Annotated in this window: 10 protein-coding genes; 6 read left to right on the forward strand and 4 right to left on the reverse strand. The window is 67.8% G+C overall.

What is annotated here, in order from left to right:
• The first annotated feature begins 283 nt into the window (after window positions 1–283).
• Window positions 284–1,072 carry a sugar phosphate isomerase/epimerase gene (locus HPY83_18760; GenBank protein NPV09991.1) on the forward strand — a complete coding sequence of 263 codons (789 nt, stop codon included), beginning with the start codon at window positions 284–286 and terminating at the stop codon, window positions 1,070–1,072.
• A 77-nt stretch (window positions 1,073–1,149) separates the two neighbouring features.
• On the opposite strand, the gene HPY83_18765 is transcribed toward HPY83_18760, so the two are convergent.
• Entirely contained in the window at window positions 1,150–2,610 is a 1,461-nt protein-coding gene (locus tag HPY83_18765; protein ID NPV09992.1) for an alpha-glucosidase/alpha-galactosidase, read from the reverse strand.
• 273 nt (window positions 2,611–2,883) lie between these two features.
• Here HPY83_18765 and HPY83_18770 point away from each other — a divergent pair, with 273 nt between their 5' ends.
• Window positions 2,884–5,271: a hypothetical protein gene (locus HPY83_18770; protein NPV09993.1), complete on the forward strand. Its 2,388-nt coding sequence runs from the start codon at window positions 2,884–2,886 to the stop codon at window positions 5,269–5,271.
• Between the two features lie 70 nt (window positions 5,272–5,341).
• Here the strand turns inward: HPY83_18770 and HPY83_18775 are convergent, their stop codons facing one another.
• Complete coding sequence (locus tag HPY83_18775; protein ID NPV09994.1) at window positions 5,342–5,977, reverse strand: protein-L-isoaspartate(D-aspartate) O-methyltransferase; 636 nt, start codon at window positions 5,975–5,977, stop codon at window positions 5,342–5,344.
• Window positions 5,978–6,422: 445 nt separating this feature from the next.
• Here HPY83_18775 and HPY83_18780 point away from each other — a divergent pair, with 445 nt between their 5' ends.
• From HPY83_18780 to HPY83_18795, 4 genes are all read left to right on the forward strand, one after another.
• Entirely contained in the window at window positions 6,423–7,706 is a 1,284-nt protein-coding gene (locus HPY83_18780) for a hypothetical protein (GenBank protein ID NPV09995.1), read from the forward strand.
• 739 nt (window positions 7,707–8,445) lie between these two features.
• The gene (locus HPY83_18785) at window positions 8,446–9,663 is read left to right on the forward strand and encodes a cystathionine gamma-synthase (protein NPV09996.1); all 1,218 of its coding nucleotides are present in this window, start codon (window positions 8,446–8,448) and stop codon (window positions 9,661–9,663) included.
• Complete coding sequence (locus HPY83_18790; GenBank protein NPV09997.1) at window positions 9,663–9,956, forward strand: hypothetical protein; 294 nt, start codon at window positions 9,663–9,665, stop codon at window positions 9,954–9,956. The genes HPY83_18785 and HPY83_18790 overlap by 1 nt, the downstream gene beginning before the upstream one ends.
• A gap of 51 nt (window positions 9,957–10,007) precedes the next feature.
• Window positions 10,008–10,157 carry a hypothetical protein gene (locus HPY83_18795; protein NPV09998.1) on the forward strand — a complete coding sequence of 50 codons (150 nt, stop codon included), beginning with the start codon at window positions 10,008–10,010 and terminating at the stop codon, window positions 10,155–10,157.
• Between the two features lie 605 nt (window positions 10,158–10,762).
• Here the strand turns inward: HPY83_18795 and HPY83_18800 are convergent.
• A complete protein-coding gene (locus HPY83_18800; protein NPV09999.1) occupies window positions 10,763–11,695 on the reverse strand; it encodes a class I SAM-dependent methyltransferase in 933 nt (310 codons plus the stop codon).
• A gap of 211 nt (window positions 11,696–11,906) precedes the next feature.
• A complete protein-coding gene (locus HPY83_18805) occupies window positions 11,907–12,302 on the reverse strand; it encodes a hypothetical protein (GenBank protein ID NPV10000.1) in 396 nt (131 codons plus the stop codon).
• Window positions 12,303–12,560: the final 258 nt, after the last annotated feature.

A 12,560-nucleotide genomic window follows, 5' to 3' on the forward strand; every position in this document is an offset into this window, starting at 1 on the left:
ACACCTTCTTGCTCGCTAGACCGCGCCATCGTCTCTCTGGCCTGTCCCATGCATCACCTCATCTGTCCTGCTGATGCCGCATGGGACTTCAACTGCCGTGCCAACGCCCAATTAGTTGGCACAGATGATCCCTGTGTCGCCCTGATGCCGGGGGGAGGGCAGGGTTCCCCCCGACCCTGCGCCTGCGTGTTCGTTCCTGAGCCCCTCGCGGCCGGGCTAGACGGGGGCCGCTGCCCGGCGCATAATGCCATAGACCTTCCACTGATCACCCTTGGAGGCAAACATGAAACTCGCCCTGCTCACCTACAATCTGGCCAAGACCTGGGACCTCGACCGCATCATCAACGCCGCAAGAGCCTATGGCTTCGCCGGCATAGAGTTCCGGGCGGAAGCCAACCACGCCCACGGCGTGGAACTGGAGCGCACCGCCGGCGAGAGGCGGGAGATTCTGAACCGCCTGCAGGACGCCTATCTGGAGGTAGCCTGCATCGGCACCAGCAGCCGCTTCGAGAACCCCGATCCGGCCGAGCGGCAGAAGATGATCGACCGTACCAAGCGCTACATCGAGCTGGCGTCAGACCTGAGCTGTGAGCGCATCCGCGTCTTCGGCAACGACATCCCCCAAGGTGCCGATCGGGACGACGTGGTGCAGTACGTGGGCGAGAGCCTGGCGGAGCTGGGTGAGTTCGCCGAACCCTACGATGTGGACGTGCTGCTGGAGATGCACGGGCAGTTCAACTACTGGGGCTTTTCCCGCACTGCCGTGGAGATCGCCGACCATCCCAACGTGGGCCTGGTCTACAACTGCGACCCACGCGACCTGGTCGCGGGCTCGGTCGAGGCCACCTACAGCCGGGTGCGAGAGTGGATCCGACACGTGCACATGCACGCCTTCGTGGGCCCCTTCCCCTACCCAGAGCTCTTTGACCTGCTCCAGGCCGACGGCTACGAGGGCTACTGCTCCTCCGAGGTGGACCAGGAAGTGCCGACTGTCGAGCACTTCCTGGGCATGTACGCCAATCTCTTCCGCGCCTGGGCCGGCCTCCCCTTCTTCCAGACGCCTAAGCCCTAGCGGAAGGTGACGCGGGGCTCGTGACCGGTGAGATGGGGAGTCTGCCCCCTCACGAGTCACGAGCCCCGCGTCACGGATCACTCCCCCAGCCGCGCCCCGCCCCGCCACGTCTTGGTCCCCAACGGGGCCTCGCGTGCCAGACGCTCCCTGGCCTTGGGAATCTCCGCCTGGTACTGGGGGAGCCACTGGGCCTGGGCCACCAGCATCTCGTCCACCATCTGGCTGATCTCAGGGGGATCGCACACCGCCCCGACCAGTGGGTCCATCATGAAAGCCTGCTTGAGCAGGAACACATCCCCCCGCACCGCCGCCTCCACTGCCAGCCGCTGCACGCTCACCGAGGCGTTGCATATGGCCGCGGGACCGGCGGGGAGATCGCCCACCCGCGGCGTCGAGATCCCGTTGCGGTCCACGTAGCCGGGCACCTCGACGACGGCGTCGGGAGGCAGGTTGCTGATGATGCCGTGGTTCACCACGTTGAAGTGGCCCCGGTAGACCCGCCCGGTCTCCAGCGCCTCGATGATCCAGCTGCCATGTTCGTGCGAACGAGTGTCGTAGGAGTAGACGGGCGGCTCCTCCCGGAGCATCTTGGGCGCCTCCTCCACGAACCAGTTGCGCCCCTCCCGGCAGACGCGCAGGTAGCCACCCGTCTCTCCGTGAATCCAGGAGGACAGGTCCACCCACTTGCGGATGTCCTCGGGCCGCTTGCGGTACCAAGGGAGGTACTCGCTCAGGTGCCCGTTGGACTCGGTCGAGTAGTAGCCGAACCGCCGGAGCACGTCTATACGTACCTTCTCCGTCCGGCTGAACTTCGGGTGCTTCTCGAAGCCCTCCAGCAGCCTCCCGGTCCAGTCCTCGCCCCGGTAACGTACCTGAATGTACCAGGTCTGGTGGTTGATGCCGGCACAGATTATGTCTACATCCTTGGTGGTGACCCTCTGGTAGGCCGAGCTATCCGGGTCCTTGCCCTCGTTGATCAGGAGCTCGATCACCTCGGCGATCTGCTGGTGGCCCCCTTGCACGCCGTGGCACAGGCCCACCGTGTATACACGCCCATACTGACTGGCCGCCCACACGTTCATGGCATTGGGGTTGGCGTAGTTGAGGAACAGGGCCTCCGGCTGGGCCACCTCGCGGATGTCCCGGCAGAAGTCGAGCACCTGGGGGATGTTGCGCTGGCCGTACATGATCCCGCCGGCGCACAGAGTATCCCCCACACACTGGTCCACCCCGTACTTGAGCGGGATGTCTATGTCGAGCTGGAAGGCATCGAGCCCGCCGATGCGAGTAGTGTTGACCACGTAGTCGGCCCCCTCCAGGGCCTGCCGCCGGTCGGTGGTGGCGACCACGGTAGCGGGCAGGTTGTTGGCCCGGACGTCCCTCTCCACCAGTTGCGCCACCAGATCGAGATACTGCCGGTTGATGTCCATGAGGGCGATGGTGGAGTCGGCAAGCTCGGGCACCGACAGCACGTCCCGGACCAACCGCCGGGCAAAGGTGACGCTGCCGGCACCGATGATGGTGATCTTCACGGCCATGTCCAGTAACCCCCTCTACTTTCGCATCTGCGGACCAGCACGAGTGGGTCCACTCGCGTCCTGTATAACACAACCTCTCCCGGTTGGCATGCCGACCTTCACGCAAAGGCGCCACACGCCAGAGGCAGAGCGACCACTATACCTCCCTTCTTTTCCTTGCGGCTTGGCCTCTTTGCGTGAAGCACCTGCTCCCTTACGAGACCCTGACCGCTGTGCTATCCTGGCGCGTGCCAGATGCCGTCACCCTGGGGCAAGGGGAGAGGCCAGGTAGGGATGTCAGTTCCAGGCCCAGAAGCGAGGCCGCAGCTCCTCAGCGGCGCTGCTGGCACCATGCGTGCCGAAGCCACGATCACCGCCCTGCTGGTGGGGGTAGGCACGCTCCTATTCGAGATCGCCCTCACCCGAGTCTTCTCCCTCTCTCAGGGCTATCACTTCGCCTTCCTGGCCGTCTCTCTCGCCCTGCTGGGCAACGCGGCGGGCGGGGCAGCAGTGGCGGCCGGTCTCGGGTTCCTGCGCCAGCCCACCTGGCGGCGGCCCTCCGCCTGGTGTGGGGGCGCCGGCCTGGCCATGCTCATGGTCCTAGCCGCCGTGGCTGTGCTCCCGGTGGACACCTACGCCCTGGCCTGGTCCCGGCGCCAGATCGCCTTGTTCGTGGTGTACGTGGCGGTGCTGGCCGTTCCTTTCGTGCTGGCGGGGGTTAGCCTGGCCCTCTGCTTCGAGCAGCGGGCGGAGGCGGGCTCCGTCTATGCCGGCAACCTGGTGGGCTCGGCCGCCGGGGCGCTGCTGGCAGCCCTCCTGCTCCCACACCTGGGGCCAGTACGGTGCATGGCCCTGGCGGCATCGGTAGCCTTCGCCGCCGTCCTCGGTCTGGCACGGCCCGAGGCCAGGCCGCTGCTGGTGCTGGTGTTGCTGGGGGCGGCCCTGGCGCCGTGGGAAGGGCTGCTGCCGCCTCGCCTCTCGCCCTACAAGCCGCTCTGGCAGTCGCTGCACGCACAAGGAGCCCAACTCGTCGCCTCCTACTGGTCGCGTTACGGGCGCATTGACGTCGTGGCCGGCCCCAACCTGCGCATGGCCGGGGGCGCCGACCTCGAGTGCCCGCACACCGTGCCCCTTCAGCGACACGTGTTCGTGGACGGGGACAGCCCCAGCCCCATCCTGGAAGCCTCCTCGCCCGATGAAGTCCGGTTTGTACAGTGCCTCCCCGCCTGGCCGGCGCTGCGTCTGCGCCCGGCGCCGCGGGCCCTGGTGCTGGAGCCCACCGGAGACGTCCCCCTCTGGCTGGCACTGGCGGCGCTGCCGGGCGAAGTCACCGCGATGGTGCCCAATGATGGCGTGCGCGCTGCCCTGGAGAACGGCGGCTGGGGCAGCGGAGCGGTGTCGTCCGGGCACATCGCCATCGTGGGCGGGAATCCTCGCAGCGCTCTCCGGCAGGGACCGAAGTGGGATCTGATCTACTTGCCCCTGCGCGGGGGCTACCGCCCCGTAGGCTGGGGTGCCGCCAGTCTGGCCGAGGACTACGGCTTGACCGCCGACGCTCTGTTCGACGGGCTCGCCTCTCTAAACCCTGGGGGCTATCTTGTCGCCGAGAGCTGGTTGCAGCAGCCCCCTAGCGAAGAGCTGCGCCTCTGGCTTACCCTCATCGCTGCCCTGCGCCGGCACGGCGTTATCGATGTCAGCTCCCACCTGATGGCGGCTCGCTCCATGCAGACGGCGGTCATGATAGCCAGCCCCACCCCCTGGAGCGCCGCGGAACTGGCCTGGTTCCGCCGCGAAGCTGACGCGCTCGGCCTGGACCTAGTCTGGCTGCCCGGCCTGCGTGCGGAGGAGGCCAACCGACACAACCTCCTGCCCGAAGACCTCTACTACCGCACCTTTGCCCAGGCCCTGGGCCCGGACACCGACTGGATCGCCGCCTACCCCTTCGCCCTGGAGCCGGCCACGGACTCGCGTCCCTTCCCCCACGACTACTTCAAGTGGTCGCAGACGGGGCGCACCCTCAGCCAGGTAGGCCGGGTGGCCTTGCCCATGGGCGGGCTAGGGTTCCTCATCCTTCCGCTCACCCTGTTAGTGCTGGCGCCCCTGTCGGCAGCGCTTCTGGCACCGGCCCTGGTGCGCGCCCGGGCTCGGCCACCGGCGGCCGTCAGCGCCGGTTTCCTGGCTCTGGGGCTGGGCTACATGGCCGTCGAGCTCCCTCTCATGCAGCAGGTGCTGCTTGTCGTGCGCGACGTGCCCTCCACGATGGCGCTCGTGCTCAGCGCTATGCTGCTGGGCTCAGGCTTCGCCAGCGCCCTTAGCGACCGGTACCGGAGCCGGCTGTGGGCAGTCCAGCCGGCCCTCTGGGCAGTAGCGGCGTTACTGTGCCCTCGCTGGCTGCTGCCCTCGCTGCTCACGGCGCCGGGCTGGCTCCGGGCGATGGCCGTCTTCGCCCTGGGAGCTGGCATCGGGTTCGGGCTCGGAGGGGCGTTCCCCACCCTGATGCGGCTGTCCCTCAGGGAACCGGGCCAGCGCGCCTGGGCGGTGGCAGTCAACGGGACGGCCTCGGTCCTGGCGAGCGTACTCGCCACCGCGACCTCGGTGCTGGGGGGCTTCGAGCTCACTCTGGCCGTGGCCATCGCCGCCTATGCCGGCGTGGCTCTCCTAACGGTAAGTGGGGAGTGGTGAGTGGGGAGTGAGGGATGCCGGCTGGCAGCCACTATCCACTCCCTACTCCCCACTCACCACTCCCCACTCACTAGTGCTGTCCGGTGAGGGGAACGAAGGCCACTGACCCCAGGCTGGAGCGTTTGATGCCCTCGGGCGTCTTCTCTATCAGCCACAGCGTCTGAAAGAAGCCGGGCGGCCCTACGGGGATGACTAGCCGCCCTCCCTCCGCCAGTTGCTCCACCAGGCTGGGCGGCACGTGGTCCGGCGCTGCGGTGACGATGATGGCATCGTAGGGAGCGTGCTCCTCCCAGCCATAGTAACCGTCGCGTACCGCCGTCACCACCTTCGCGTAGCCCAGACTGTCGAGGCGCTCCCGGGCCGCGGCCGCCAGCTCCGGGATGATCTCTACCGAGTAGACGCTATCCGTGATCTCGGCGAGCACGGCCGCCTGATACCCGCTGCCCGTGCCCACCTCCAGCACCTTGTCGCCTGGCTCGACCTGCGCCAGCTGGGTCATCAGCGCCACGATGTACGGCTGAGAGATGGTCTGCCCGTACCCGATGGGCAGCGGCCAGTCGGCGTAGGCCTGGTCTCGGCTCTCGACCGGGACGAACTCGTGGCGCGGCACCGATTCCATGGCGGCCAGAACCGTCGGGTCGCTGATGTCGCGGTCCTGCATCTGCTTCTTCACCATCGCGGCACGCTCCCGGGCAAACCCATCCATACCCGCTGTCGCAGGCTGTCTCCCTCGACCCAGAGGCCCAATGCGCGTGGCCAGCGCCAGGACCACCAGGGCCAGGACCACGGCGACAATGCGATAGAGCACTGCCGAGCGCTTCACCCCGGCCGCTGCTCGCTCGTCTTCACTGAGTCCATCCTCCGCACCTGTGGTGTCAGACGAGTGGCTCACTGCATCACCTCCGCCTCCACTTTCTGGCCGCCCAGCGCGGATGATCGCCCCACTACAACTATCATTATACAATCGGTCGGCGATGTCCGGACGCCCAGAGGGCGCGCCGGGGCTTCGCCCCCTGCCGAGCACAATGCCTCAGAAGGGCCGACTCGCGCCCCAGCGGCAGAGGATACGCTGTCCCCTCACGGCAGCACGGCGTTGAAGCCTGACCGCTTCCGTCTATGATGGGAGGGGCACCGACAACCGGGAGGTATCCATGAGCTACGTGCGCGAAGCTCTCCGTCAGACGCTGGACCAAGTGAGCGTCATAGATCCTCACTGCCACCTGCGACCCCACAAACCCGCGGCGGACAACCTGGCCGACATCGTGCTCTATCATCACGTATGGATCGAACTGGTCTCCTCCGGGATGCCTCAGCAAGAGGTCAGTCGGGCCGGACTGCCCCACGAGCTGGCGGACCCGGAGATGCCACCGCTGGAACGCGTGCGCCTCTCCCTGCCTTACTTGCCTCGGGTGGAGAGCACCACTTCGGGCCTGCTCCTGCGCTGGCTCCTCCGCGATCTGTACGGCATCCCGGCTCTGAGCGAGGACAACCTGGAGCAGGCCGCCGCCCTAGCACAGGTCCACGGCCACGACCCCGCCTGGCAGGAACAGGTGCTGCGGACGCGCTGCCGCATCGAGACCAGCATCACCGTCGAGCACGGGGGCGCCCCTTACTCCGCTGCCGTGGCCCTAGGCACCGAGGGCCTGCCGGTCAACCTCCGCGACGGCAAACGCTCCCCGCGCCAGGTAGTGGAATCCCTCGACGAGCTTCTCGGGCGCGAGGTCCGCAACGCCGAGGACTATCGCGAGCTACTGGCCACTCTGATCGGCCGCGCCGTGCAGCGCGGGTCCAAGTTCGTGGGTGCCTGGCCCCTCCCCTACCTGGCCACCGAGAGCGCCGCTCCGGCCGAGGCCACCAGAAGCCTGGACAAGGCCCGGGAGCGCGATCACCTCACCGCCGCCGAGCTGGGCGCCTTCGCCACCTTCGGCCTGGAGACCGCCTTCGAAGAGCTCGCCCGCACCTCCATCCGGACGTTCCAGCTCATAGTGGGCGCCGAAGTGCTGCCGCCCCACCGTGCCCTCACGCACTGGAGCCCCACCTTCGCTGGGGCGCTGGCCCGGCTCGCCGGGGCTCACGAGGACGTGCACCTGAACCTCTCCACCGCCTCCGACCTGTTCACCCAGGATCTGGGCATCCTGGCCAAGCACTTCCCCAACGTCAGTGTGGCCGGCTACTGGTGGCACACCTTCTACCCCTACTACATCCGCAAGTCCTTGGAGACGCGGCTGGATATGGTGCCGGCCAACAAGATCGTGGGCTTCTTCTCCGACGCCTACCACGCCGAGTGGTGCTACCCTAAGCTCAAGCTGGTGAAGCAGATCGTGGAGGACGTCCTGGCCGACCGGGTCGAGCGGGGGTGGTACGGTCTAGATCTGGCCCTCCGGTTGGTCGAGCGCCTCTTCCACCAGAACGCCCGCGAGATATACGATCTGTAGCAGCCAGCCCAGTAGGACACCGGTGGGACGCGGATCCCCCCGATCTCCGGAGAGCGCCTGCCTCCGGTCAGGGTCATGGACGTCCCACCGGGTCCGGCCGGGTCCCAAGTCAGCCGCACCGCGCCAAATGACCTGGTGCACCTTAGGCCATTGAGCCGATAGAAGGCCAGGCGGACGGCGCTACCCGATTGCCGGTCCGCACGGGACAATCGGAGAGAGCGGAACGTGCCGTGGCGTCTTGGGGTTCGGCGCCGATGGACCGGTGCCCTGGCTGGTCAGTCGGGGCTCGGACTCCGATCGCCCCCGGCACCCCTGAGCGGCATCAGACCGCGTCGCGTCTCGATGACCGGTCTGTGCGGGGCCCACCCTGGGCCCGACCGCCATGGGCAGTCTGCGCCCGCGCTCCCGTCTGGTGGGGGCAGTGTCATGCTCACCATCGCCCTGGGCAGCGCCCCGATGACGCCGATAGTACGCTGACTACCGCGCTCCGAGTCCTTCCGATCAGCGTTGGTCGGCGCGGTACTAGCGTCACCGACATTGCGTCATCTGCGCGCAACCGGTTGAGATCGGTACTTACAGAGCCAATATCGGAAAGGCAGGTACGATCGTGCAAGCCGTAGAGACTGTTGCCCGCGACGTCACCCAGGTCATCGGCGGGACTCCCCTGGTCCGGCTGTCGCGGTTCCACCCTGGGGGCACCACGTTACCTGAGCAAGAGCATCCACGGCAGCTTCGAGGAGTGGACAGCGTGAGTAAGTATCGCTTCGAGACCCTGGCCGTGCACGGCCATGGGCCAGACCCAGCCACGGGAGCCATCGTGCCCCCGGTGCACCAGGCAGCTACTTACGTGATGGACGACGTGGGCGTCCACCGCGGCTACGAATACTCCCGCACCGGCAACCCCACCCGCTCCGCCCTCGAGGGTGCCCTGGCGCGGCTGGAGGGCGGGCGGTTCGGCCTGGCCTTCGCCTCGGGCATGGCCGCCATCGATGCCGTGGTGCGGCTGCTCCAGCCCGGCGACCATGTGCTCGCCGGGGACGACCTCTACGGGGGCACTCACCGGCTCTTCGAGAGCGTCTGGGCCCCCTACGGTCTAGAGTTCTCCTACGCCGACCTCACCGACGCCGCCAACGTCACCCGCCACCTCCGCCCCCAGACCCGCCTTGTGTGGCTGGAGACGCCTAGCAACCCCTGGTTGAGGATCACCGACATCCCCGCCGTGGTGGAGGCGGTCCGGGCACCCCGTGTAGGCGGGGCGAGAGTGCTGGTGGCTGTGGATAACACCTTCGCCGGCCCCTACTTGCAGACCCCGCTGCCGCTGGGTGCCGACCTGGTAGTGCACTCCACCACCAAGTACCTGGGCGGGCACAACGACGTCATCGGCGGCGCCGTAGTGACCGACGATCCCGTCCTGCACCAGCGGCTGGCCTTTCTCCAGAACGCCACCGGGGCCGTGCCCGGCCCTTGGGACTGCTGGCTGGTCCTGCGAGGGATGAAGACCCTAGCAGCCCGGATGCGGGTGCAGGAGGACAACGCCCTGCGCCTGGCCCAATTCCTGTCCGGCCACGAGGCGGTGGCCCAGGTGATCTATCCCGGCCTGCCCAGCCATCCCCAGCACCGGGTGGCCCGCCGCCAGATGCGAGGGTTTGGCGGCATGATCTCCTTCCGCGTCCACGGTGGGGCGGAAGCGGCAGTGGCGGCCCTGCGGCGGGTGCGGCTCATCTCCCTGGCCGAGTCACTGGGCGGAGTGGCCAGCCTGATCGAGTACCCGGCCCAGATGAGCCACGCCACCACCGCCGGGACCGCCCTCGAGGTGGACCCCTTGCTCCTGCGCCTGTCGGTGGGCCTGGAGCACCCTGACGACCTCATTGCAGACCTGGCCGCCGCCCTCACGGGCGAGACCACTGCCGTCGACCGCGGGCGGCGTCCGGTACACCAGACCGTGGAGGAGAACTGATGTCACAAGGCTCAACCAGACGCTCACGGCCGGTGGGCGCCGCCCGTTCGCGCCGATGGCCGTATCTACTTCTCGCCGGGCTTCTGGCCCTGCTGGGGCTGGCAGCCGCGTGCGCCCAGGTGGCCACCCACCCCTCGGGGCCTCCTCGGCTGGCCGTGGACCGGGACTCGGTGGACTTGGGCCGGCACGTCTACGGCGAACGAGTCAGGGCCGAGTTCCGCCTCACCAACACCGGCTCCGGCCTCTTGAAGATCGATGGAGAACCGGAGATCGAGACCGTCGAAGGATGTTGACCGCCCAAGGCTGTCGTCAGTTCGACGACCATAGCACCGGGTGGCTCGGCAGTGGTGTCCCTGGACTTCACCATGCCGGAGGGGATGGGCGGTCCTCACGACTTCCGCGTCCGGCTCAAGACCAATGACCCCCTGGAGCCGGAGAGGGTCCTGCAGGTGATATCGGACTGGGTGGCGAAGGAGGAGCTCGAGACGAGCTAGAACTCCGGTCCAGTATGGGTCGTAAGCCGAACGAAGCGTCCTCGTCTCGTTGTCAGGCTGAACGGGGCGTCTGCGGCCTCCTGTGTCGTGCTGAACGGGGCGTCTGCTCCTCACATGTCATGCTGAACGGGGCGTCGGCTCCTCTTGTGTCATGCTGAACGGAGCATCTGTTTGCGGAGTGAAGCATCTCCACTTCGCAGGGTGGAGATTCCTCGCTTCGCTCGGAATGACAGGAAGGCTGCTCGGAGTCAAGAAGGCCGCTTGGAGCGGCAGGGGGGCCGCTCTGACAGGAGGAGGCGTAGGCTCCTCCTGTGTCATGCTGAACGGAGCGTCTGCGGCCCCTTGTCATGCTGAACGGAGCGTCTGCTCCTCACATGTCATGCTGAACGGGGCGTCTGCGGCCTCCTGTGTCGTGCTGAACCGAGCGTCTGGTCCTCACAGGTCGTGCTGAACGGGGCGTCTGCGGCCTCCTGTGTCATGCTGAACGGGGCGTCTGCGGCCTCATGTGTCATGCTGAACGGAGCGTCTGTTTGCGGAGTGAAGCATGACAACCCATACTGGACCGGCGTTCGAGCTCCCCGCGAGCGAGAGACGTCAGACAGAGGTCAGGTCTCACCACTCGCCGGTCGCTGCAGCGCGATCAGCACCGCCGCCGGCGTCCACCTCCCCGGCCACGTCTGCACCTGAAGCGAGCCGGGGTACCTGCGTACCTCCCCCCAGGGGATCAGTCGGGCGCTGGCCACCCGCCAGAGGCCGTCGTAGAAAGCGCTCCTTAGGTCGCCTTCGCGCACCTCAAAGAGGAGCAGCATCCAGCCGCCCGGGGCCAGTCCACTCCAGGCCTTGTCCACCACCGGTCGGGTGTCGCGCAGATGTTCGAACACCCAGGTGGAGACGATCAGGTCGAACGGCCCCTCGGGCAGGGAGTCTGCCGTCAGGTCCAGCTGTACCCACAGGGCATTGTCCACCCGGGCGAACCTGCGTCGCGCCTGGGCCAGCATGTCCGGCGAGACGTCCACTCCGACGTACTGGGAGAAGGGCAGCCCGAGGGCCAGCAGCGTCCCCAGATTCGCCCCCGTGCCACACCCGAGGTCCAGCACCCGCCCGCCCGATGGCAGTCTCTCGGCCAGGGCTTGGTTGAGCGCCGCGTGCGCCTCCGGATAGAGCTTCTCCCGCCAGGTGAAGGCAATACGGTCGTAGAGGCCGGCCAGGGCGTGGTAGAGCTCGGTGACGCTCACGGTCGCCACCTGCAGCACCCGCAGGCCCAACCAGACTTGGGCCAGCCCGAGGAGGCGCCTCAGCGGCCGGAGGGCCACCCCGCCGCCGAGCAGGTCCGCAGCGCCCCGGATCACCAACCACAGCCCGGCGATCCGCAGGAGCGGGCGGTCCGAGGCCACCACTACGCCACCGTCCTCTCGGCCAGCTTCACCCTCATGAGGCATCTGAGGCCGCCGCTTCGGGGCGTGGCCATGCTGCTGGCCGCCGCGCCCCATCATGACCAGGCGCATCAGAGGGCACAGAAGCAGTAGCGCCAGCGGCACTCTGCGGTGACACCCGCAGGGCCAACGCCGCCGCCAGACCCACTCTCAGCACCGCCAGGCAGACCAGCATCAGCTTCCGGTGGTTCGCCAGGTGCCTGTCGGCTTCCACCGCCTCCCCTGTGATCGCTCTCTGCCGCTCACAGCCCACATTATGCCCTTGGCCACCACGGTGTCCAGATCCGATCCGCCGAGCCGGTGCCAGGCACCACAGTCACCCGGTCTGGGCCGATTTCAGCATCCCGTCGGCGTCCGTCTCGCCCGGCCCCCCGGATGCGGCCGGGCGGGCACCCAGGTCGAATAGCGCATCCGCCAAGGCCATTTCCAGGGCCGCGGCGGGGTGGCCGCGTACCTGCACTTCCAGGGCTCGCTTGTGCTGGTGCACAATCATCAAGGCGGGAGGCGAGGCCAGGTGGTACACCAGCAGGATAGTGTAGCGGCGGGTGCAGTCCGGCGTCCCTTTGCAGGGGCACCCACGCTGGGGCAGCACCTGTAGGGCCTCGCACAGGCTGAAGGACCGGTACACCACCAGCCCCGCCGCCTCCAGCGCCCGAGTGAGCTCTCGCTCGGGCTCATCATCCGCCCCGGCCAACTTCAGCTGCCAACGCATCGCTCACCACCCATATGCCACCAGTAGCTCGTCCGTCCCGCCCAGGGAGTACGCTGGCACCCCCCTTTGCGATCGTTGCGGGCTTCGGGCAAGGGGGCCGGGCCCCCGGATGGGGGCTCCGGAGGCCCGGCTGGGGGGAAGAGACAGGCTCGGCGGCGTCACTCGTGCGGGCCAGCCAGGTCGTGCTCCGCCGTCACGAACTCACCATGCCAGGTGTGGGCGAACACATCTCCGGTGTAGCCGCTCACGCTCAACATG

The sequence above is a fragment of the Anaerolineae bacterium genome, assembly GCA_013178015.1.
Classification (GTDB): domain Bacteria; phylum Chloroflexota; class Anaerolineae; order DRVO01; family DRVO01; genus Ch71.

What these genes read in the sequence shown, in the direction of transcription:
- HPY83_18775 (NPV09994.1), bottom strand. Translation starts at nt 5,977, where the DNA reads ATGGATGGGTTTGCCCGGGAGCGTGCCGCGATGGTGAAGAAGCAGATG.
- HPY83_18790 (NPV09997.1), top strand. Translation starts at nt 9,663, where the DNA reads ATGTCACAAGGCTCAACCAGACGCTCACGGCCGGTGGGCGCCGCCCGT.
- HPY83_18805 (NPV10000.1), bottom strand. Translation starts at nt 12,302, where the DNA reads ATGCGTTGGCAGCTGAAGTTGGCCGGGGCGGATGATGAGCCCGAGCGA.
- HPY83_18765 (NPV09992.1), bottom strand. Translation starts at nt 2,610, where the DNA reads ATGGCCGTGAAGATCACCATCATCGGTGCCGGCAGCGTCACCTTTGCC.
- HPY83_18780 (NPV09995.1), top strand. Translation starts at nt 6,423, where the DNA reads ATGAGCTACGTGCGCGAAGCTCTCCGTCAGACGCTGGACCAAGTGAGC.
- HPY83_18770 (NPV09993.1), top strand. Translation starts at nt 2,884, where the DNA reads ATGTCAGTTCCAGGCCCAGAAGCGAGGCCGCAGCTCCTCAGCGGCGCT.
- HPY83_18760 (NPV09991.1), top strand. Translation starts at nt 284, where the DNA reads ATGAAACTCGCCCTGCTCACCTACAATCTGGCCAAGACCTGGGACCTC.